Here is a 20,547-nt window from a genome sequence, read left to right as displayed (position 1 = left end):
AAGCACAGCCACCGGACCATGCATGGCCAGTGGCTTGAGGATAGTGCGCGCCGTTTTCGGTCGCATTGGACTGGCATTTTCCCCGGCACTGGAGCCGAGCGCAAACACCGTCGCGCACCATCATGCCGCAGAAGTTACTGAATCAGCTTCCAGTTTTTGTAGAAAAACCGACGCAGGGTAAAGACTGCTCCGGCAAAGCCCGCGATCAGGCCGTTGAGCACCGACGGCACCAGGGTTGGCCGCACGATGTCGATGAACAGGCAGTAGCGCTTGGCGTCGTTCTTGTTGAAGGAGGCGTGCATCAGCGTGTCATCGAAGATAAACAGCGGATCATCGTGCCAGTAGTGTTTGTGCTTGCCGACCTGGATGTAGACGCCATCGTGATGGGGCGCCGGTGCCATGTTGTAGAGCACGCGGAACATCATGCGCAGCGGGCCGAAGTGAAACGAGGTGGAACGGTTTTCGTTGAATACCGACACGCCGATGGTTTTCACGTAGGGCAGTTTTTCCCGCAGTTGCGGGATATCCAGGGTGGTCTCGATCGGGCGGCCGTACCATTGGAAAAACAGCATGCCGCGTTTTTTCTCGGCCATGCGCTCGTCCAGGTACTGAATGATCTCGTCTTTGTTGGCCATGGCGTCGTCGATCACCTTTTGCAGGTCTTCGCGCCAGGCGGGCGGCAGGTCGTTCATTTTATAAACGTGGCGATTGCGCTGGCTCAACAGGTCAAACAGCGTGTTGAACGGCGCCAGCAACCAGGTATTGCGGCCGTTGCCGATGAAATACTTCTTGATGGTCGCGCCGTCGTACAGGCCATTGCGCAGGAAATCGTACAGGCCGCAGAACACCACCAGCAGCAGAAACACCAGGGTGGTCTTGGGGAAGCAATAAATGAACAGCAAGACGCCAAGGACCCAGGCGGCGGACGCCAGGCGTTTGCGGATGACACTCTTACTCATGAAACTGGGCTCCATCAGACGGTTTTCGATTGCTTCAAAACCGTCCGCGGTTGACTGGCAGGCCAGGCAAAGGCGTTAGTCAACCCGTGGGCATCATGCCCGAGCCGAAACATATCGAAATAATATGGTCATGATAGGGTGTTATCGCCCTCACGTGGCGTTTTAAATGCTGGAAATTTGTGAAGTCACTGCACAGATTTTTACCGCTGTCCCCCTAAAACGCCTCGGCGGATGGCCAGGTTGGCGGTGTTGCGGATAGCATTTTGTGAACAGAAGATTTGCGACTATCGTGACGCTTCGGTTTTCCGGGCGTCATAGACCCGTACGATTGACGCTGTAATGGCCACCATTGGCCTTCGGCACCTTGGAAGAGGCAGAAATTTTATGATCATCAAACCGCGGGTTCGTGGCTTTATCTGTGTGACCGCTCACCCGGTTGGCTGTGAAGCGAATGTCAAAGAGCAGATCGACTACGTGACCGAACACGGTGCCATTGAAGGCGGCCCGAAAAAGGTGCTGGTCCTCGGGGCTTCCACCGGCTACGGCCTGGCCGCGCGCATCAGCGCTGCCTTTGGCTGCGGCGCCGACACCCTGGGCGTGTTTTTTGAGAAAGAAGGCGAAGAAGGCAAGCTCAGCTCTGCCGGCTGGTACAACAGCGCCGCCTTCGAGAAGTTTGCGCTGGAAAAAGGCCTGTACGCCAAGAGCATCAACGGCGATGCGTTCTCTGACGAGATCAAGCGCCTGACCATCGAAACCATCAAGAAAGACCTCGGCAAGATCGACCTGGTGGTCTACAGCCTGGCCGCGCCACGCCGTACCGACCCGCAAGGCGTGGTGCACAACTCCACCCTGAAGCCGATCGGCAAGGCTGTGACCCTGCGCGGCATCAACACCGACAAGGGCGTCGTGGTCGACACCACCCTCGAACCGGCCACCCAGGAAGAAATCGACGGCACCGTGAAAGTCATGGGCGGCGAAGACTGGCAGCTGTGGATCGACGCCCTGCGTGACGCCGACGTGTTGGCCGAAGGCGCCAAGACCACCGCATTCACCTACCTCGGCGAAAAACTGACCCAGGATATCTACTGGAACGGCTCCATCGGCGAAGCCAAGAAAGACCTGGACAAGAAAGTCCTGACCCTGCGCGAAAACCTCGCGGCACTGAAAGGCGACGCCCGTGTGTCGGTACTCAAGGCAGTAGTGACCCAGGCCAGCTCGGCGATCCCGATCATGCCGCTGTACCTGTCGTTGCTGTTTAAAGTGATGAAAGAGCAGGGCACCCACGAAGGTTGCATCGAGCAGGTCTACGGCCTGTTCAAGGACAGCCTGTATGGCAAAGAGCCCAAGCTCGACGCCGACGGCCGCCTGCGCGCCGACCTCGCGGAACTTGAGCCTAAGGTTCAGGACGCGGTAGCGGCCCTGTGGAATCAGGTCTCCGATGACAACGTCAACGAGATCAGCGATTTTGCCGGCTACAAGGCGGAATTCCTGCGCCTGTTCGGTTTCGAGATCGATGGCGTGGACTACGACGCTGACGTGAATCCGACCGTGAAGATCAAGGGCCTGATTCAGGCTTAAGCGCTTGCGGTAACGAAGAAGCGGCCTCCAGGGGCCGCTTTTTTGTGCGCGTCATGCCAGACTGCGGCCGTTATCACACCCACGCTAACGGAGGATCTACATGACGATTCGTGCAGTCGTTTTTGATTTCGGCGGTGTCCTGTTCGACTGGAACCCGCACCATCTCTACCGCCAGCTGATTACCGACGACCGGGAGCGGCAACGGTTCCTGGACACCGTCTGCACCCAGGCCTGGAACACCGAGCAGGACGCCGGGCGCAGTCTGGCTGAGGGCACCCGCGCGCTGATCGCCGAACATCCGCAGCACGAGCCTTTGATTCAGGCGTACTACGACCGCTGGCACGAGATGCTGCGTGGCGCATTGCCGGAGGGCGTGGCGATACTCGACGCGTTGCATGAGGCGAAGATGCCGCTGTTCGGCCTGACCAACTGGTCCGCCGAGACCTTTCCCTATGCCCGCGCCCACTATCCCTTCCTGCAGTATTTTCGCGACATCGTGGTGTCCGGCGAAATCAAGCTGATCAAGCCCGATCCTGCGATTTACCACGCCAGCCTGGCGCAGGTGCGCGCCCATTTGCCGGATATCCAGCCGGGTGAAGTGGTGTTTATTGACGATGTAGCCGGCAATATCGAGGCGGCCACTGCGCTGGGTTGGCAGGGGATTCACCACGTGTCTGCCGCGCAGACCCGTGAGCGCTTGATCGAGCTGGGGGTGAGCCTCTAGCGCGCCCATTTCTCCATGACGAAGTCCACGAACGCCCGCAGCTTGGGCAGGCGATAGCGGTCCTGGGCGTACAGCAAATGCATGGGCCGGCTGGGCAGTTGGTAGTCCGTCAGTAATGCCACCAGTTTACCGGCCCGCAGGTCTGGCTCGACCAGGGCGTCAGGCAGCATCACGATGCCCATGCCTTCCAGGGCAGCCTGGCGCAAGGCCTGCGAACTGTTGATGGTCAATGAGCCGGAAACCGGAATTTCCACTTCGCCCTCTGCGCCGCGCATTCGCCACAACTTGTCGGCGTTGCGCCAATCGTCGGTCGCCGGGTAAGCGAACGCCAGGCAGTCATGTTGCTGCAGATCATCGGGGCGTTGAGGTGTGCCACGGCGCGCCAGGTACTCCGCAGAGGCGCAGAGGGTGATGGTGTAATCCTGCATGGGGCGGGCAATCAGGCTTGGCGCGTCCAGGTCGCCCAAGCGGATGGCCACGTCGAAGCCGCTGTCGACCATGTCCATCCGCTGGTTGCTCAGCACCACGTACAGCTTGATCTGTGGGTAGCGCTGGGAAAATTCGCTGAGCGCCGGTGCCAGGCGTTCGGTGCCAAAGGCCGGTGGTGCGGTGATCCGCAGCAGCCCCTTGGGCACGTCACTGTTGGCTTGTTCGGCCATCTGCTCGGAGTCGGCCACCAGGCCCAGCACCTCCAGGCAACGTTGGTAATAAATCCCGCCAAACTCGGTCAGGCTTTGCTTGCGCGTGGTGCGCTTGAGCAGGCTGACGCCCAGGCGTTGTTCCAGCGCGCGCAGGTGATTGCCGACCATGGTGGTGGACATGCCGCACGCCTGCGCCGCCGCCGTCATGCTGCCGGCTTCCACTACTTTTACGTACACCGTCATCGCCTGGAACAGATCCATTATCAAGCCCTGGTTTAAAGTGATCGCAGTGTTGTGCAGTTTATCCAGCTCGGGTGGCTAACGATACTGGTGCCATCACTACGATGCACTGGAGCCTGATGCCATGACCGCCGCCTGCCTGATGACCACTTATCAACCGTCGCCCCTGAGCTTTACCCGTGGCCTTGGCACGCGCCTGTGGGACCAGCAGGGCCGTGAATACCTGGATGCGGTGGCAGGTGTGGCGGTGACCAACGTCGGTCATTCCCACCCGCGGCTGGTAGCGGCCATCAGTGAGCAGGCCGGTTTGCTGCTGCACACCTCCAACCTCTACAGCATCGACTGGCAGCAGCGCCTGGCCCAGCGCCTCACCCGGCTCTCCGGGCTGGACCAGGCGTTCTTCAACAACTCCGGTGCCGAAGCCAACGAAACGGCGCTGAAGCTGGCCCGGCTGCATGGCTGGAAAAAGGGTATCGAACAGCCGCTGGTGGTGGTGATGGAGAATGCCTTTCACGGGCGCACCCTGGGCACCCTGTCCGCCAGCGACGGGCCTTCCGTGCGGTTGGGATTTCAAAAACTGCCGGGGGACTTTATCAAGGTCGGCTTCGGTGACTTGAAGGCACTGGAGGCCGTGACCCGGGAGTTTGGCCCGCGCATTGTTGCGGTGCTGCTTGAGCCGATCCAGGGCGAAAGCGGCGTGCAAGTCGCGCCGCCGGGCTATCTGAAAGCCTTGCGCGAGCACTGCACCCGGCAAGGCTGGTTGTTGATGCTCGATGAGATCCAGACCGGGATCGGCCGTACAGGTCGCTGGTTTGCCTTCCAGCATGAAGGCATCGTGCCGGACGTGATGACTTTGGCCAAAGGCCTCGGCAACGGTGTGCCGATTGGCGCGTGCCTGGCCCGGGCCGCTGTTGCGCAACTGTTTACCCCCGGCAGCCACGGCAGCACCTTCGGCGGCAACCCGCTGGCCTGCCGTGTCGGTTGTACGGTGCTGGAGATCATCGAAGAACAAGGCCTGCTGGACAACGCGGCGCAACAGGGTGAGCGGCTACTGGCGCGCCTGCGGGTGGAATTGAACGAGCATCCCCAGGTGCTGGCGATTCGCGGGCAGGGGCTGATGATCGGCATCGAACTGGCAACACCTCAGCGCGACCTGGCCCAGCGCGCGGCGCAAGAGCATGGCCTGCTGATCAACGTCACGCGGGGCAAGATCATTCGCCTCCTGCCGCCGCTGACCATCGATGCCAAGGAAGTGGAGATGATCGTGCGCGCACTTTCCCGGCTTCTGGACTAAACACGGATGAGGCTGACGCGGAGCGTCACTGGCTGCATTCCCACGCAGAGCGTGGGAACGATCAGTCAAACGGGGTAGCCGGAGCCCACCTGTACCCCGTTCAGCCATTCCTGATTCAGGGTCTCGGTATCCCCCAGGTAATCCAGCAACCAGGCCATGGCCGGCGACAGTTTGTTCTGTGCCCAGGCCACGCACGACGGGCTGGCAGGGAAGGGCCGGGACAGTTGCAGGGCGCTCAGCTCGCCGCGCTCGATCCACGGCTGCACCAGGTGCGCCGGTGCCATGCCGACGCACAGGCCATCCCGCAGGCAATCAATCGCCGAAGCCCAGTGCGGCACCACCAAACGACGCTGGTTATCCAGGGTCCAGGTGTCGCGCTTGGGCAGGTTGCGCGAGGTGTCGGTCATGCACAGGGAGGCGAAGGGCCGCAGTTGGTCATCGCTGAGCAGGCCTTCGACCGCTGCCAGCGGATGCCGGCTGCTGACCACGCACAGCCAGTTCAGCAGGCCCATGTCACGAAATGTGAATTGACTGGCCACCGGCACCGCGCTGGTGGCGCCGATCACGATATCGGTGCGGTCATCGGCCAGGGCATCCCACACCCCGTTGTACACCTCGTAATCCAACAGCAATTCCACCTCCGGGAACTGCCGATAGAAATCCAGTACCAACTGCCGGCAGCGCTGCTGTTTAACGATGGAGTCCACCGCGACTTTCAACTGGCCACTCCAGCCATTTGCCACTTGCTGGCACAGCCGGCGGGTGCCGAGCATTTTTTTCATGACGCCGCGGGCTTCGTCGATGAACAATTTACCCGCGGGTGTCAGCTCCACATCCCGATGCCGTCGGACGAACAGCGGCACCGCCAGCCATTCTTCGAGTTGCCGCACGGTGTAGCTGATGGCTGACGGCACGCGGTGCAGTTCCTGGGCGGCGGCGCTGAAGCTGCCGTGGCGGGCCACTGCATCCACCACATCCAGGGAATATTCAGACCACATGGGGTTTGCCTTCAAAATTATTGATAAGAGTGTCCAATTATTATCGCTTCACAGGGATTTGCTCAGCTTCATAATAGGCGCCAGTCAGCAAATAGTTTGATGGCAGGTTATACAAGGCTTCAATGAAAAATTCTTTTGGATTCACCTGGTACCTGGCGGGGCTGAGCATGCTCGGCTATCTGGCCATGGATATGTACTTGCCGGCGTTTGGCGCCATGGGCGAGCAACTGCAGATTTCCCCCGGCGCGGTGGGCGCGAGCCTGAGCATTTTCCTCGCCGGCTTTGCCGTCGGGCAGTTGCTGTGGGGGCCGCTATCCGACCGGTTGGGACGCAAGCCGGTGCTGCTTACGGGCCTTTCCCTGTTTGTGCTCGGCTGCCTGGGGATGTTCTGGGTCGAGACCGCACCGCAGCTGTTGGCCTTGCGTTTTGTCCAGGCGATTGGCGTGTGTTCCGCCGCCGTCAGTTGGCAGGCGCTGGTGATCGACCGCTACCCGGCGGACAAGGCCCATCGGGTGTTCGCCGGCATTATGCCGCTGATGTCACTGTCTCCGGCCCTGGCGCCATTGCTGGGAGCGCTGATGCTGAATCACTGGGGCTGGCAGGCGATTTTCGGTGTGTTGTTGGTGGTTTCGCTGCTCCTGCTGCTGCCTACGTTGTTTCTCAGGCCGCTGCCGAAACGCCTGACAACCGACGGCGAACCGTCCCGAATCGGCTATGGGCAATTGCTCAAGTCGCGGGTGTTCACCGGCAACGTGATGATCTTTGCCGCATGCTCGGCCAGTTTCTTCGCCTGGCTTACCGCCTCGCCGTTCATCCTTGGCGGGATGGGCTACAGCCCGAATGACATCGGCTTGAGCTACGTATTGCCAACGCTGTCGTTCCTGATCGGTGGCTACAGTTGCCGCAGTGCGTTGCAGCGGTTCCAGGGCAAGACTTTGTTGCCGTGGCTGCTGCTGGCGTACTGCATCAGCATGGTCGCGCTGTACCTCGTCGCGACCTTGACCGTGCCGACGCTCGCCACCTTGCTGATTCCGTTCTGCCTGATGGCCCTAGTCAATGGCGCCAGCTACCCGATCGTGGTGGCGAATGCACTGATGCCGTTTGCGGAAAATTCCGGCAAGGCGGCGGCATTGCAGAACACCTTGCAGTTGGGGTTGTGCTTCCTGGCGAGCCTGATCGTGTCGTCGATGATCGACCAGCCGCTGTTGATCACTGCGATCGTGATGCTGGCGACCGCGCCATTGGCCGTGTTGGGCTACTGGCTGGCGCGACCGAAGGTCGACGATGGCGATGCCGACCTGGTGCGCGCCCGCTAGAACGTCACTTCCATGTTCACCGTCGGCGTTGACGTGCGGCTACCCCGGCCGCCGTCCACGCCGAACTTGTTATGCCAATACTCATAGCCGACGCCCAGGTAGAGATTGGGCTTGACGCCTTTGCCCGGACGCACCGCCACCATCAGCGCGGTGCGCATCAGGGTTTCCGGCGCCGTATCGCGGCCATGGAAGTCCTCGCCCTTTTCCCCGACGTGATTGATAAACCCCTGAAACTTCGCCCCGTGGTTGCCGATCTCGAAAGGCCGCATCCAGGTCAGGTTGAGCATGTAGGTATCGTCGAAGGTGTGATCGGGTTCTTTCGCGCCAGGGATGCCGGAATGGTTTCTTTCCTTGTAGTACATCAGGCTCAGGTCCAGCACGCCGGCGGTGTTGAACTTCAAGGTCGGGCCAATCACCAGTGCGCGTTTTTTCGCCGAGGCCAGGTTGTTGTTGCGGTTGGCGTCAAAGCCGAAGGTGAGGGCGTAATCCTTGATCACCCCGGTGCCGAGCGGTACATCGAATACCCGTGAGGCATACAGCTGATGCCGGTACACGGCATACACTTCGCTGCCGCCGTGGTCGGTGCCCTTGCGCGGGTCGCGGCTGTCGGATAGGAACACATCGAGGTTCAGGTAGTTGCTGCCGTACTGGTAGCCGCTGGCGTGGGTGAAGCTGTAGATGCGCTTGCTGAATTCATCCGGGTTGTTCGGGTTGGTGAACTGCTGGCCGTAGCGAAATCCCAGGCTGTTGTTCATCCATTCCAGCGCGACAGCCTCCCCGCCGCCGAACAATGTGAGTAATACGGTTGCGCCGTGCAGTGCCTTTTTCATTGTTTTAATTCCTTTGGCGTTTTGGCTCATGGCGACCGCGCAAGGGTCGCCGGGCGCAGTATCGGCACATCCGTTGTAGGTTCCAAAGAACAGAATCTCGCCTGGGCCGATGCCAAAACGGCAGCACTGAAACTGGCCTGAGAGTCAGGAAATACGCGGCGCCCAGGGTGTTTCCTGATGTTCGCGCAAACTGATTTCTTCACTGAGCAGATGGGCCATGGCTTGCACCGCCATCGGCAAGTCCCGGTCTTTGCGGGCGTACAAGCCCAGGTCGCTGAAGATCCCGCCCTGGTCGCTGAGCGGAATGTGCAGCAGTTCGCCGCGGGCTAAATCCACCTCCACGCCAATGCGCGTCTGGAACGCGATGCCCAGTTGCTGGCGCGCCAGTTGCCGGGCCAGCTCCATCGAGTTGCTGTGCAGCAATGGCTTGTTCGTCGCCGCCGAACGCTTGTGCAGCGGTGCGATCAGGTGGTGAACCGAGAGCTCGCTCTTGGCCTGGATCACCCCGTGTTCACAGCAGCGCGCGTAACTCACGCTGCTTTCACCGGCCAACGGATGCCCCGGTGCCATCAACGCCCCCAGGCGGAAATGGCCGACACACACCTGGATGGTTTCGCTGCTACGCGGTAAGGCAAAGGCCAACCCCAGGTCAGCCTGGCCGTTGACCACCGCACCGGGAATCGATTGCGAACCTTGTACCGTGACGCCAATGGTCACTTTCGGATAACGCTCACGCATGCGCTTGAGGGCGGCGGGCAGCAGCTCCACAGTGGCGCCTTCCACCGTGGCGATTTCCACGTGGCCGGTCTGTACACCGTTCAAACCATCCAGTTCACCGCGCACGCGCTCCACGTCCTGCAACAGGAAACTCACGTGGCGGGTCAGGATTTCCCCGGCCGCCGTCAGGCGCAGGCCGCCGGGCAGGCGCTCGAACAGCGCCGCGCCCACCTCGTCTTCCAGCTTGAGGATCTGCCGGTTCACCGCCGAAGACGCCACGTTCAGGCGGCGCGCGGCTTCGCGGATCGAGTGGCAGCGGCGAACCATGTCGAAGTAGTAAATCGCCGGGGCGTGGATGCGCAGCTTGCGGTTGAGCATTTTTTTCAAGTCCTTGTGCGCAGCGCTTCGAGCCACGGGGCCGGGCGGCTGAATGGATTTTTGTAACGGCGTTCAGGGTATTCTTGTGAAAATGATTGTATACAACTCTATGGACATCCAATCTTTCTATTGCATACAGTGAGTGCACAACAAAAACAGAGAACCCCTCACCATGACTATCCCGAAGGCGTCACCGCAGCGGCCAGAAGATGAGAATCTCGGCGTTGCGGCCAACATGGCTTACGGCCTGCAGCATGTGCTCACCATGTACGGCGGCATCGTGGCTGTACCGTTGATCGTCGGCCAGGCGGCCGGGTTGTCGCCGGCCGATATTGGCCTGCTGATCGCTGCCTCGCTGTTTGCCGGAGGCCTGGCTACGCTGTTGCAAACCCTGGGCCTGCCGTTTTTCGGCTGCCAGTTGCCGCTGGTGCAAGGGGTGTCCTTTGCCGGGGTGGCGACCATGGTGGCGATTGTTGGCAGCGACGGTGCGGGTGGCATCCCGGCGATTCTCGGGGCGGTGATGGCCGCCTCCCTGATAGGCCTGCTGATCACCCCGGTGTTCTCGCGAATCACCAAATTCTTCCCGCCGCTGGTCACCGGGATTGTGATCACTACCATCGGCCTGACGTTGATGCCCGTCGCCGCCCGCTGGGCCATGGGCGGCAACAGCCGCGCCGCAGATTTCGGCAGCATGCCGAACATCGGCCTGGCGGCGCTGACCCTGGTACTGGTATTGCTGCTGAGCAAGATCGGTAGCGCGACCATCTCGCGACTGTCGATCCTGCTGGCGATGGTGATCGGCACGGTTATCGCGGTGTTCCTCGGCATGGCTGACTTCTCCAGCGTGACCCAGGGCCCGATGTTCGGCTTTCCCACACCCTTCCATTTCGGCATGCCAACCTTCCATCTCGCGGCGATCATTTCCATGTGCATCGTGGTGATGGTGACGCTGGTGGAAACCTCGGCGGACATTCTTGCAGTGGGTGAAATCATCGACACCAAGGTCGACTCCAAGCGCCTCGGCAATGGCCTGCGTGCGGATATGCTGTCGAGCATGTTTGCGCCGATCTTCGGCTCGTTCACCCAGAGCGCGTTTGCACAAAACGTCGGACTGGTGGCGGTTACCGGGGTCAAGAGCCGTTATGTGGTCGCCACCGGTGGGATATTCCTGGTGATCCTCGGCCTGCTGCCGTTCATGGGGCGGGTGATTGCGGCAGTGCCGACTTCGGTGCTGGGCGGGGCCGGGATCGTGCTGTTCGGCACCGTGGCTGCCAGTGGTATTCGGACCTTGTCCAAGGTTGATTACCGCAACAACATGAACCTGATCATCGTCGCCACTTCCATCGGTTTTGGCATGATCCCGATTGCGGCCCCGAGTTTCTACGATCACTTCCCGAGCTGGTTCGCGACCATTTTCCATTCGGGGATCAGTTCGTCGGCGATCATGGCGATCCTGTTGAACTTGGCGTTCAACCACTTCACCACGGGCAACTCGGACCAGCAGTCGGTGTTTGTCGCCGGGACGGAACGCAGCCTGTGCTTCCAGGATGTGGCGGCGTTGCGGGACGGGGATTACTTCAGCGGCGGCAAGCTGTTTGATGCCGAGGGCAAGGAAATTCCGTTGCTGGAGGAAGTGCCGAAGAAAGCGGCTGTGCACGGCAGGGCACAGACCAGCGAGGTGTAACAGCCACAAAGAGTCCAATGTGGGAGCGGGCTTGCTCGCGAAGGCGGTGTGTCAGTCGCTAAATATGCTGACTGATCCACCGCCTTCGCGAGCAAGCCCGCTCCCACATTTTGATCTCAGCCAGTCTTGAGCGTTCTGTGGGGCACCGAACAAGCCTCATCCAAAAACTGCACCACCGTCCCCATGCACGCCTGCCGCTCTTCAACATGCGGCATGTGGCTGGAGTCTTCAAACAGCGCCCAGCGCACATCGGCGATCTCATCCAGGAACGGCTTGACCACCAGCGGCGTGGCCTCGTCATGGCGACCGGAAATCACCAGGGTCGGCACATTGACCCTCGACAGCCGGCCGATCACGTTCCAGTCTTTCAAGCTGCCAATCACATGGAATTCCGTCGGCCCGCTCATGGCGTGATAGACCGTCGGGTCCGAATCCACCTGGGCGAATGTGCGGGCGACTTCTTCCGGCCACGGATTGACCCGGCACACGTGCTGGTCATAGAAAATCCGCGAGGCGGCCAGGTACTCAGGGTCCTGGTAGGTGCCGGCCTGTTCATGCTTGAGCAAGGTCTCGTGCACGCCTTCAGGCAGTAGCTTGCGCAGGCGGTTGGCTTCGGCAACCCAGGTACGCATGCAGGTCGGCGAGTTGGCCGGAATAAATGCACGCAGGCCCTTGGGTTGCAGGATGGCGTGTTCGCTGCCGAGCATGCCGCCCCAGGATTGACCCAGGATCGCGTAGTTGTTGCTGATCTGCAGGTGGTCCAGCAGGTTGTCCAGTTCTTCGAGGAACAAGCCGACGGTCCAGAATGAAGGGTCTTTGTCAGGCAGGTGGGTGGAGCGGCCGTTGCCCAGTTGGTCGTAGTGAATGACCGCGTGGCCACTGGCGGCTACGTCCTTGTAGGCATCGACATAATCATGGGTACAACCCGGGCCACCATGGAGGATGACCAGCGGCGTGAGGCCGCTGTCCAGGTTGCCGGTTACCCGATACCAGGTCTGGTAGTCGCGAAAGGCCGCATAGCCTTCGCGGATTGTTTCGATGAATTCCATTTCGTGCCCTGCCCTGAGAAAAAGTGATCAGGTACACGATAGTCGGCACAGAAAGTTTAAGTAACTAGCAAAACAGCTAGGTTTTTCCTTCGGATCAGTCTTCCAGCAGCCGGTAATGAGTGGCCCTTACCACCGCTTGCACCCGGTTCTTGGCCCCCAGTTTGTGCATGGCCGACGCCAGGTGCAGGGTAACCACTGCCAGGGAGCGGCTCAATTGCGTGGCGATTTCGGCGGCGGTCAGGCCGTCGGCGGCCCATTTCAGGCATTCGCGCTCACGCTTGGTCAGGCGGATATGCGGGTAGGAGCGCAGTTCCTTGCTGAAAAGCGGGTAGGCCGCTTCCTGCAAGGCGTGGGTAATCAGGCTGAATTCCGACAGCGTCTGGCGGGCGTCCTGCAACACGGCGCTGGCCTTGCCGGTGCGCAGGCCGGTCAGCGAGGCGAAGCCGCCACGGGGCAAATGGATCGGCACGCTGACGCCGCAGGTCATCTGGCGGTCGTGCAGGTAGCTGGAAACCGGGGCGTGGCAGGGGTCGATGATTTTTTGCAGCGCGGTATCGGCCTTGGCCTCGTAGGACCACACAAACGGTGAAACCGTCGACAGTGCGAGGTGTTGCACCGGATCGATCTGATAAAAGCCGGAACTGCACCACAGGTTGTACCAGTCGGGCGGGGTATTGCGCAGTTGCAGCACAGAAGGGGTGATCAGTGCACCATTATGGTCAATGGGCACGGGGGTGTAGTCGTAGACCAACGCATCAAAACCCAGGTCCTGGGCCAATACGAGGGTGTTATCCATCTGTTCATCCAGGCTCCTGCCGGGGATGAGACGGTCATTAAACGCAGTTAGCCTGGCCAGCATCCGTTCTGCTCCCGATTTCATTTGAATCTCGTCTTGCTGCAAGTAGAATGCCACGCCCCGGCGAAGGACTGCCAGACCAAACCTATAAGAATTACCAGGTTATGGACACGCGGCATCCTCGGTAGTGTTGGCCTCTAAACGGCCACTCTCCACAGGGCCGACACACAACAAGGAATGTATGCATGTGGCGTGAAATTGCCCCCGACCAGCGGTACAACGTGCAGGTCGATGGCCACAACCTCGTGGCCTATAGCTTTGGCGAAGGCGATGAGGTGTTGCTGTGCCTCAATGGCGGCCCCGGGCTGCCTTGCGACTACTTGCGCGACGCCCATGGCTGGCTCAAGGACAACGGCCTGCGAGTGGTTGCATTCGACCAGCTTGGCACGGGCGCTTCAGCCAGACCGACCGATGTTTCGCTGTGGGAAATCAGCCGTTATGTCGAAGAAGTCGAAACCGTGCGCCAGGCCCTTGGCCTTGGCCGCGTGCACTTGCTGGGGCATTCCTGGGGCGGATGGTTGGGCATCGAGTACGCCATTCACTACCCCGATGCGCTGAAAAGCCTGATTCTGGAAAACACCGTCGGCGACATTCCGCACCTGTCCCTCGAGCTGGAACGCCTGCGCGGCGCACTCGGTAGCGAAACCGTGGCGATGATGCAACGCCATGAAGCCATGGGCACCCTCGATCACCCGCAGTACCAGGCCGCCATCACCTTGCTCAACTACCGCCACGTCTGCCGCCTGGACGAATGGCCGGCGCCGGTCCAGCGTTCCCTCGGCGACTGGAACATGGGCCCCTACGAAACCATGCAGGGTCCCAACGAATTTCTCTACATCGGCAACCTCAAGGACTGGAACCGCATCCCCGAGATGGCCGATTTCAAGATGCCGATACTGATCACCACCGGCCAGCACGACGAACTGACCCCGGCCTGCGCCATGCGCATGAAAAGCGCGGCCCGGCACGCCGAGCTGCACGTGTTCCCCAACAGCAGCCATATGCCGTTTTACGAAGAGCCCCAGGCATACTTCCCGGTGCTGCTGGACTTCCTCGCTCGTCATCGAGGCTGACGGATGAACCTGGCGCGTTACCGTTTTGTGCTGTCCCGGCCGCTGCAATTGCTGCCGGTGCTGTTTGGCATCAGCCTGATCACCTTTGTGCTGGTGCGCTCGATTCCCGGCGACCCGGCGCGGGCCCTGCTGGGTTCGCGCAGCACCCCGGACGCCTTGCTGAATATCCGCGCCCAGTACGGCCTCGACCAGCCGCTGTGGCTGCAATATTTCTACTTCCTGAAAAACCTGCTCAAGGGCGACCTCGGCCAGTCACTGCTGTACAAGGTCGACGCGCTGAAACTGATCGTCACCCGCATCGAGCCGACCCTGTTCCTGGTGCTCGGCAGTGTGCTGCTGGCGCTGTTGATCGCCGTGCCGCTGGCCACCGTGGCCGCGCGTAATAAAGGTGGCTGGGCGGATAACCTGATCCGGCTGTTCACTACGGTGGGCCTGGGCATGCCGGCGTTCTGGCTGGGGTTGATGCTGATCCTGTTGCTCAGCGTGCAATGGGGCCTGTTCCCGGTCTCCGGGTATGGGCGCACCTGGCTGGACAAGGCGCACCACATGGTTCTGCCGTGCCTGACCATCGCCCTGGCGCTGTCGGCGGTGCTGGTGCGCAACCTGCGGGCGAGCATGTTGATGGAGTTGCAGGCTGACCACGTTACCGCCGCCCGGGCGCGCGGGTTGTCGGAGGCGGCGGTGTTTCGTCGTCATGTGCTGCCCAATTCCCTGGTGCCGGCGGTGAACCTGCTGGCGGTGAACATTGGCTGGCTGATCAGCGGCACGGTGGTGATCGAAAGCCTGTTTGCGATTCCCGGCATCGGCCAATTGCTGGTGCGCGGCATCTTCACCCGCGACTACATGGTGGTGCAGGGCGTGGCGATGGTGCTGGCCTGTGCCACCGTGCTGGTCAACTTTGTTGCCGATGTGGTGACGGTCACGCTGGACCCGCGAGTGAAGATGCAATGAGCAGCCGCCCATTGATCGCCCCGTGGCGCCTGCGCCTGCGCTTCGGTTTTCGCAATGGCCGGCTGACGGCGGCCTGGGGCCTGTTGATTCTGCTGACATGGCTGGCGCTGGCCGTGTTCGCCCCCTGGATCGCACCCTTTGACCCGATTGCGCAAAACACCGACATCAGTTTGCTGGGTCCCAGCCAGGTCCATCCATTTGGCACGGACAACTACGGGCGAGACATCCTTTCGAGGGTGATCTGGGGCGCACGCATCGACCTGCAACTGGCGGTGGTCGGGGTAATCTTTCCGTTCCTGATCGGCACCTTCGTCGGTGCGGTGTCCGGCTACATCGGCGGGCGTTTCGACAGCTTCTGCATGCGGGTGATCGACGTGATCCTCGCGTTCCCTTTCCTGGTGCTGATGCTGGCGATCATGGCCATTCTCGGTCCGGGTTTGAAAAGCTTTTACATCGCCATGGCGCTGGTGGGCTGGGTGTCCTACGCGCGGCTGATCCGCTCGCAGATCCTGGTGCTCAAGGAAAGCGACTTCGCTCTGGCCGCCAAAAGCCTGGGCTTTGGCCATGGGCGCATTCTGTTCCGGCATTTGTTGCCCAACGCGATGTTCGGTTCGATTGTGTTCTCGATGTCTGACGCAGTGCTGGTGCTGCTCAACGGCGCAGCGGTCAGCTACCTCGGCCTGGGCGTACAACCGCCGACCGCCGAGTGGGGCACCATGGTTGCCGAAGGCCAGGCGTTCATCACCACCGCCTGGTGGATTTGCACCTTCCCGGGCCTGGCCATCGTGACCCTGGCCATGGGCTTCAGCCTGCTGGCCGATGGTGTGGCGCAAGTGCTGGGGGATCGCTCATGAGCCTGTTGCAGGTGCAGGACCTGAGCGTCATCGCCAATAACACCGGGCGCGACGTAACGTTGGTGGACCGGGTGTCGTTCGACCTGGCCGAAGGTGAAATCCTCGGCCTGGTGGGCGAAAGCGGTTCGGGCAAGACCATGGCCTGTCGCGGGCTGATGCGCTTGCTGCCGTCCCCGAGCCTGCGGGTGCAGGGCGGTTCGGTGCGCCTGGCGGGCCAGGACCTTCTGCAGCTGGATGACGCCGGCATGCGCGCGGTACGCGGTGGGCAACTTGGGATGATTTTCCAGAACCCCAGCAGCCACCTCGACCCGTTGATGCGCATCGGCGAGCAGATCGCCGAAGGCATCCGACTGCACCAGGGCGCGTCGAAAAAGGAGGCGCGCTTGCAGGCTATCGAAGTGCTGCGCCAGGTCGGCATTCCCGATCCCCAGGCGCGGATCGACAATTACCCCCACGAGTTTTCCGGCGGCATGCGCCAGCGGGCAATGATCGCGGTGGCCCTTGGCTGCAATCCCAAGGTGCTGATTGCCGACGAACCGACCACCGCCCTCGACGTGACCGTGCAAGCCCAGATTTTGCGGCTGTTGCTGGACCTGCGGGACCAGCGTGGCCTGTCGATCATCATGATCACTCACGACCTGGGCGTGGTGGCGCAAACCTGCGACTCCATCGCCGTGATGTACGCCGGGCGCCTGTGCGAACACGGCAGCAAATACGAGCTGCTGGCACACCCGCAACACCCTTACACCGCCGGCCTGATCGAGTGCCAGCCCGCCACCAGCAGCGGCCACGCCCTGTTGCGCACCATCGCCGGCCAACCGCCATTGCTCGACGCATTGCCCAAGGGCTGCCGGTTCAACCCGCGCTGCCCGCAAGTCGGCAGCTTGTGCACCGAGCTGCTGCCGGAAGGCGCGCGGGTGGCCTGTCACTATCCCCTGGGAGTTCGCCCATGACGTTGTTGCAGGTGAATGACCTTGAGGTGCGTTTTGCCGCCGCCGGCAGCGGCCTGTTCGGCCTGAATAAACAGTGGGTGAGGGCGGTCAACGGGGTGTCGTTGACCCTGGCCGCCGGTGAAACACTGGGTTTGGTGGGCGAGTCCGGCAGCGGCAAAAGCACATTGGGGAGGGCGATCCTGCACCTCAACCCCATCAGCGCCGGGCAGGTGGTGTTTGACGGCATCGACATGGCCCACGCCGGGCCGGTCGATATCGCCCGTTTGCGGCACGAGACGGCGATGATCTTCCAGGATCCCTACGCGGCCCTGAACCCGCGGCTGACCATCGGCGAAACCATTGCCGAAGTCCTGCGGGTGCAGCGCAAGGTGGCGTCGGAAAACATCCCACGCCGGGTCGACGAATTACTCGATCTGGTAGGCCTGCGCCCCGAGCTTGCCAGCCGCAAGCCCGGCTCCCTGAGCGGCGGCCAGTGCCAGCGCGTCGGCATTGCCCGGGCGCTGGCGGTGGAGCCGCGGCTGATCATCGCCGACGAATGCGTGGCTGCCCTGGATGTGTCGATCCAGGGCCAGATCATCAACCTGCTGCTGGAACTGCAACAGCGCATGAACCTGGCGATCCTGTTTATCGCCCACGACCTGGCCATCGTCCGCCGCCTGTGCGACCGGGTGGCGGTGATGTACCTGGGGAAAATCGTTGAGGAAGGCCCGGTGGAGGCGGTGTTCACCACGCCGCGCCATCCCTACACAGCAGCGTTGATCCAGGCGATCCCGGAGATTGATCCTTACCGCCCGTTGCCCAGCGAACCGTTGCCGGGCGAGCCGCCGAGCCCGTTGAAACTGCCCAGTGGTTGCGCTTTTCACCCGCGTTGCCGACATGCACGCGCCGTGTGTGCCGAGGTATTGCCGCCGACTCACGTTGTGCAAACGCATCGGTACAGTTGCGTGCTTGAAGAACCTTTGCTTTGAACCCTTCCTGCCGATCATGAACAACCGCCGTTATAGACAAGGAGTTATGACATGCAATCCCGTCACTTGAAGTTGCTCGCCGCCGCCACACTCACCGCCTGGTCGCTGACCGCCGGTATTGCCCACGCCGCAGGTGTGCTGACCATCGGCTGCCGCGAAGACAGCACCACGTTTGACCCGATCAAAAGCGCGCAGAACCGCGATACCTGGGTGTTCGCCAACGTCTACGACACCCTGGTACGCGTGGACAACCTGGGCACCAGGATGGAACCAGGGCTGGCAGAAAGCTGGGACATTTCCAAGGACGGCCTGACGTACACCTTCAAGCTGCGTGCCGCGAAGTTCTCGGATGGCTCGCCGATCACCGCCGACGACGCTGCCTTCAGCCTGTTGCGCATCCGCGACAACAAGGCCTCGCTGTGGAGCGACCCGTTCAGCCTGATCAACACCGCCAAGGCCAGCGACCCGCAAACCCTGGTAGTGACCTTGAAAACCCCGGCGGTGGCCTTCCTCTCGCAACTGGCTTCGCCGACGGTGTCGATCCTGTCGGAAAAAGCCATGACCAAGATGGGCGAAGACGCCTACTCGGAAAACCCGGTGACCTCCGGCGCATTTACCGTGGACGAGTGGCGCAAGGGCGATCGGGTGATCCTGAAGAAGAACCCGAACTTCTGGCAGGCCAGCAACGTGAGCCTGGATGGCGTGGAGTGGGTCTCCGTCACCGACGACAACACCCGCATGCGCATGGTGCAGAACAACGAGCTGGACACGGCGATCTTCGTCCCGTTTTCCCGGGTTGAAGAGCTGAAAAAAGACAAGAACGTGGTGGTGCACTCCGACCCGTCTACCCGTGAAGATCACTTGTTGATCAACCACGCCCACGGCCTGCTGGCCAAGCCGGAAGTGCGCCAGGCGCTGGACATGGCCATCGATAAACAATCGCTGGTGAAAACCGCCACCTTCGGCCAGGGCACCGTGGCCTATTCCTACATCCCAAAAGGCTCGCTGTACCACTACGCCAACAACCTGCAACGCCCGTATGACCCGACCGAAGCCAAGAAGCTGCTGGCGGCTGCCGGCGCCCAGGACTTGAAGCTCAACTACGTGGTCAACGCCGGCAACGAAGCCGACGAGCAGATTGCGGTGATGATCAAGGATCAACTGGCCAAGGTCGGTGTGACGGCCAACCTGCAAAAGGTCGACCCGACCCAAAGCTGGCAGATGCTGGTGGACGGTGATTACGATATTTCGGTGATGTACTGGACCAATGACATCCTCGACCCGGACCAGAAGACCACCTTCGTGCTGGGCCACGACACCAACCAGAACTACATGACCCGCTACAAGAACGACAAAGTGAAGGACCTGGTGGCGGCCGCGCGGATCGAGGCGGATCCGGTCAAGCGTGAGCAGATGTACGTCGACCTGCAGAAAATGGCGAAACAGGATGTGAACTGGATCGACTTGTACTACAGCCCGTACATCAACATCTCACGCAAGAACGTGAGCAACTTCCTGCAAAACCCGTTGGGGCGCTTCACGCTTGAGGAAGTGGTGAAGAACTAAGTTCTAGAGATCACCGCAATACAAATGTGGGAGCGGGCTTGCTCGCGAAGGCGGTGGATCAGTCGATATCTCTGTTGACTGACACTCCGCCTTCGCGAGCAAGCCCGCTCCCACATTAGGTTGTACTGTGTTCCAGATAGTTATTGCGCGTCAAACGCCTGCCCATTGATGCCGGTACTGTCCGGCCCCATCAGGTACAGGTACACCGGCATGATTTCCTCCGGTGTCGGGTTATCGGTCGGGTTCTCCCCTGGATACGCCTGGGCCCGCATGCTGGTGCGGGTGGCGCCTGGGTTGATGCTGTTGGCGCGCACCGGTGCGACATTATCCAGCTCGTCCGCCAGGGTTTGCATCAGGCCTTCGGTGGCAAACTTCGACACCCCGTACGCCCCCCAATAGGCACGGCCCTTGCGGCCCACGCTGCTTGAGGTGAACACCACCGACGCATCCTGGGACAGCTTGAGCAGCGGCAACAGCGTGCTGGTCAGCATGAACATCGCGTTGACGTTCACATGCATCACCCGCATGAAGTTCTCGCCGGACAACTGCTCGATCGGTGTGCGCGGGCCGATGATCGAGGCGTTGTGCAGCAGGCCGTCGAGGTGGCCGAACTCCTTTTCGATCATCGCTGCCAGCTCATCGTATTGATGGGGCAGGGCGGTCTCCAGGTTGAACGGGATCACCACCGGCTGCGGTTGGCCGGCGGCTTCGATTTCGTCGTAGACCTGGGCCAGGTTGGCTTCGGTCTTGCCCAGCAGCAGCACGGTGGCGCCGTGGGCAGCATAGGTTTTGGCCGCCGCTGCGCCAATCCCGCGACCGGCGCCGGTGACCAGGATGACCCGGCCCTTGAGCAGTTCTGGACGTGCGGAGTAATCAAACATAAACAACCTCGACAAAGTTCACAGAAAATCCATGTGA

The 20,547-nt window shown here is 61.2% G+C and carries 19 protein-coding genes; 11 read left to right on the top strand and 8 right to left on the bottom strand.

Annotated elements, in window-relative coordinates:
* Positions 1–134 precede the first annotated feature (134 nt).
* Entirely contained in the window at positions 135–959 is an 825-nt protein-coding gene (locus HX824_RS03050; RefSeq protein WP_102368412.1) for an aspartyl/asparaginyl beta-hydroxylase domain-containing protein, read from the bottom strand.
* Positions 960–1,343: 384 nt separating this feature from the next.
* Between HX824_RS03050 and fabV the strand changes: the two genes are divergently transcribed.
* Both fabV and HX824_RS03040 read left to right on the top strand, forming a co-directional pair.
* Positions 1,344–2,537, top strand: a complete 1,194-nt coding sequence (gene fabV / locus HX824_RS03045) for an enoyl-ACP reductase FabV (protein WP_003218863.1) — start codon at positions 1,344–1,346, stop codon at positions 2,535–2,537.
* Positions 2,538–2,637: 100 nt separating this feature from the next.
* Positions 2,638–3,261, top strand: a complete 624-nt coding sequence (locus HX824_RS03040) for an HAD family phosphatase (protein ID WP_177054118.1) — start codon at positions 2,638–2,640, stop codon at positions 3,259–3,261.
* Here the strand turns inward: HX824_RS03040 and HX824_RS03035 are convergent.
* Positions 3,258–4,163 carry a LysR family transcriptional regulator gene (locus HX824_RS03035; RefSeq protein WP_102368413.1) on the bottom strand — a complete coding sequence of 302 codons (906 nt, stop codon included), beginning with the start codon at positions 4,161–4,163 and terminating at the stop codon, positions 3,258–3,260. The genes HX824_RS03040 and HX824_RS03035 overlap by 4 nt on opposite strands.
* A 103-nt stretch (positions 4,164–4,266) precedes the next feature.
* Here HX824_RS03035 and HX824_RS03030 point away from each other — a divergent pair, with 103 nt between their 5' ends.
* Positions 4,267–5,436, top strand: a complete 1,170-nt coding sequence (locus tag HX824_RS03030) for an aspartate aminotransferase family protein (RefSeq protein ID WP_177054117.1) — start codon at positions 4,267–4,269, stop codon at positions 5,434–5,436.
* A 65-nt stretch (positions 5,437–5,501) separates the two neighbouring features.
* On the opposite strand, the gene punR is transcribed toward HX824_RS03030, so the two are convergent.
* On the bottom strand, positions 5,502–6,434 hold the full coding sequence (gene punR / locus HX824_RS03025) for a DNA-binding transcriptional activator PunR (protein WP_003218855.1): 933 nt from the start codon (positions 6,432–6,434) through the stop codon (positions 5,502–5,504).
* A gap of 122 nt (positions 6,435–6,556) precedes the next feature.
* Here punR and punC point away from each other — a divergent pair, with 122 nt between their 5' ends.
* Entirely contained in the window at positions 6,557–7,750 is a 1,194-nt protein-coding gene (gene punC / locus HX824_RS03020) for a purine nucleoside transporter PunC (protein ID WP_102368415.1), read from the top strand.
* Here punC and HX824_RS03015 read toward each other — a convergent pair.
* Both HX824_RS03015 and HX824_RS03010 read right to left on the bottom strand, forming a co-directional pair.
* Positions 7,747–8,580, bottom strand: a complete 834-nt coding sequence (locus HX824_RS03015; RefSeq protein WP_177050888.1) for a nucleoside-binding protein — start codon at positions 8,578–8,580, stop codon at positions 7,747–7,749. The genes punC and HX824_RS03015 overlap by 4 nt on opposite strands.
* A 144-nt stretch (positions 8,581–8,724) precedes the next feature.
* Positions 8,725–9,675: a LysR family transcriptional regulator gene (locus tag HX824_RS03010; protein ID WP_177040078.1), complete on the bottom strand. Its 951-nt coding sequence runs from the start codon at positions 9,673–9,675 to the stop codon at positions 8,725–8,727.
* 172 nt (positions 9,676–9,847) lie between these two features.
* Here HX824_RS03010 and HX824_RS03005 point away from each other — a divergent pair, with 172 nt between their 5' ends.
* Positions 9,848–11,359 carry a nucleobase:cation symporter-2 family protein gene (locus HX824_RS03005; protein WP_003218845.1) on the top strand — a complete coding sequence of 504 codons (1,512 nt, stop codon included), beginning with the start codon at positions 9,848–9,850 and terminating at the stop codon, positions 11,357–11,359.
* Between the two features lie 116 nt (positions 11,360–11,475).
* On the opposite strand, the gene HX824_RS03000 is transcribed toward HX824_RS03005, so the two are convergent.
* Both HX824_RS03000 and HX824_RS02995 read right to left on the bottom strand, forming a co-directional pair.
* On the bottom strand, positions 11,476–12,408 hold the full coding sequence (locus HX824_RS03000; protein ID WP_177050890.1) for a proline iminopeptidase-family hydrolase: 933 nt from the start codon (positions 12,406–12,408) through the stop codon (positions 11,476–11,478).
* 94 nt (positions 12,409–12,502) lie between these two features.
* The gene (locus HX824_RS02995) at positions 12,503–13,267 is read right to left on the bottom strand and encodes a LuxR family transcriptional regulator (protein WP_008437673.1); all 765 of its coding nucleotides are present in this window, start codon (positions 13,265–13,267) and stop codon (positions 12,503–12,505) included.
* Positions 13,268–13,449: 182 nt separating this feature from the next.
* Between HX824_RS02995 and HX824_RS02990 the strand changes: the two genes are divergently transcribed.
* The 6 genes from HX824_RS02990 to HX824_RS02965 are packed head-to-tail and all read left to right on the top strand — an operon-like array spanning position 13,450 to position 19,629.
* Positions 13,450–14,337 carry a proline iminopeptidase-family hydrolase gene (locus HX824_RS02990; RefSeq protein WP_003218840.1) on the top strand — a complete coding sequence of 296 codons (888 nt, stop codon included), beginning with the start codon at positions 13,450–13,452 and terminating at the stop codon, positions 14,335–14,337.
* Between the two features lie 3 nt (positions 14,338–14,340).
* The gene (locus HX824_RS02985) at positions 14,341–15,288 is read left to right on the top strand and encodes an ABC transporter permease (RefSeq protein WP_177050893.1); all 948 of its coding nucleotides are present in this window, start codon (positions 14,341–14,343) and stop codon (positions 15,286–15,288) included.
* On the top strand, positions 15,285–16,142 hold the full coding sequence (locus HX824_RS02980) for an ABC transporter permease (protein WP_177050895.1): 858 nt from the start codon (positions 15,285–15,287) through the stop codon (positions 16,140–16,142). Before HX824_RS02985 ends, HX824_RS02980 begins: the two co-directional genes overlap by 4 nt.
* On the top strand, positions 16,139–17,095 hold the full coding sequence (locus tag HX824_RS02975; protein WP_102368420.1) for an ABC transporter ATP-binding protein: 957 nt from the start codon (positions 16,139–16,141) through the stop codon (positions 17,093–17,095). The genes HX824_RS02980 and HX824_RS02975 overlap by 4 nt, the downstream gene beginning before the upstream one ends.
* Positions 17,092–18,063, top strand: a complete 972-nt coding sequence (locus HX824_RS02970; RefSeq protein WP_177050898.1) for an ABC transporter ATP-binding protein — start codon at positions 17,092–17,094, stop codon at positions 18,061–18,063. The genes HX824_RS02975 and HX824_RS02970 overlap by 4 nt, the downstream gene beginning before the upstream one ends.
* Before the next feature lie 51 nt (positions 18,064–18,114).
* Entirely contained in the window at positions 18,115–19,629 is a 1,515-nt protein-coding gene (locus tag HX824_RS02965; RefSeq protein ID WP_003218831.1) for an ABC transporter substrate-binding protein, read from the top strand.
* Between the two features lie 140 nt (positions 19,630–19,769).
* On the opposite strand, the gene HX824_RS02960 is transcribed toward HX824_RS02965, so the two are convergent.
* A complete protein-coding gene (locus HX824_RS02960; protein WP_003218829.1) occupies positions 19,770–20,510 on the bottom strand; it encodes a YciK family oxidoreductase in 741 nt (246 codons plus the stop codon).
* Positions 20,511–20,547: the final 37 nt, after the last annotated feature.

The organism is Pseudomonas sp. D4002 (assembly GCF_013385665.1).
In the GTDB taxonomy this organism is placed as follows: domain Bacteria; phylum Pseudomonadota; class Gammaproteobacteria; order Pseudomonadales; family Pseudomonadaceae; genus Aquipseudomonas.
This window is presented reverse-complemented; position numbering and strand designations above follow the sequence as displayed.

Coding starts and splice junctions, on each gene's coding strand:
- HX824_RS03050 (WP_102368412.1), bottom strand. CDS start 959: ATGAGTAAGAGTGTCATCCGCAAACGCCTGGCGTCCGCCGCCTGGGTC.
- fabV (WP_003218863.1), top strand. CDS start 1,344: ATGATCATCAAACCGCGGGTTCGTGGCTTTATCTGTGTGACCGCTCAC.
- HX824_RS03040 (WP_177054118.1), top strand. CDS start 2,638: ATGACGATTCGTGCAGTCGTTTTTGATTTCGGCGGTGTCCTGTTCGAC.
- HX824_RS03035 (WP_102368413.1), bottom strand. CDS start 4,163: ATGGATCTGTTCCAGGCGATGACGGTGTACGTAAAAGTAGTGGAAGCC.
- HX824_RS03030 (WP_177054117.1), top strand. CDS start 4,267: ATGACCGCCGCCTGCCTGATGACCACTTATCAACCGTCGCCCCTGAGC.
- punR (WP_003218855.1), bottom strand. CDS start 6,434: ATGTGGTCTGAATATTCCCTGGATGTGGTGGATGCAGTGGCCCGCCAC.
- punC (WP_102368415.1), top strand. CDS start 6,557: ATGAAAAATTCTTTTGGATTCACCTGGTACCTGGCGGGGCTGAGCATG.
- HX824_RS03015 (WP_177050888.1), bottom strand. CDS start 8,580: ATGAAAAAGGCACTGCACGGCGCAACCGTATTACTCACATTGTTCGGC.
- HX824_RS03010 (WP_177040078.1), bottom strand. CDS start 9,675: ATGCTCAACCGCAAGCTGCGCATCCACGCCCCGGCGATTTACTACTTC.
- HX824_RS03005 (WP_003218845.1), top strand. CDS start 9,848: ATGACTATCCCGAAGGCGTCACCGCAGCGGCCAGAAGATGAGAATCTC.
- HX824_RS03000 (WP_177050890.1), bottom strand. CDS start 12,408: ATGGAATTCATCGAAACAATCCGCGAAGGCTATGCGGCCTTTCGCGAC.
- HX824_RS02995 (WP_008437673.1), bottom strand. CDS start 13,267: ATGCTGGCCAGGCTAACTGCGTTTAATGACCGTCTCATCCCCGGCAGG.
- HX824_RS02990 (WP_003218840.1), top strand. CDS start 13,450: ATGTGGCGTGAAATTGCCCCCGACCAGCGGTACAACGTGCAGGTCGAT.
- HX824_RS02985 (WP_177050893.1), top strand. CDS start 14,341: ATGAACCTGGCGCGTTACCGTTTTGTGCTGTCCCGGCCGCTGCAATTG.
- HX824_RS02980 (WP_177050895.1), top strand. CDS start 15,285: ATGAGCAGCCGCCCATTGATCGCCCCGTGGCGCCTGCGCCTGCGCTTC.
- HX824_RS02975 (WP_102368420.1), top strand. CDS start 16,139: ATGAGCCTGTTGCAGGTGCAGGACCTGAGCGTCATCGCCAATAACACC.
- HX824_RS02970 (WP_177050898.1), top strand. CDS start 17,092: ATGACGTTGTTGCAGGTGAATGACCTTGAGGTGCGTTTTGCCGCCGCC.
- HX824_RS02965 (WP_003218831.1), top strand. CDS start 18,115: ATGCAATCCCGTCACTTGAAGTTGCTCGCCGCCGCCACACTCACCGCC.
- HX824_RS02960 (WP_003218829.1), bottom strand. CDS start 20,510: ATGTTTGATTACTCCGCACGTCCAGAACTGCTCAAGGGCCGGGTCATC.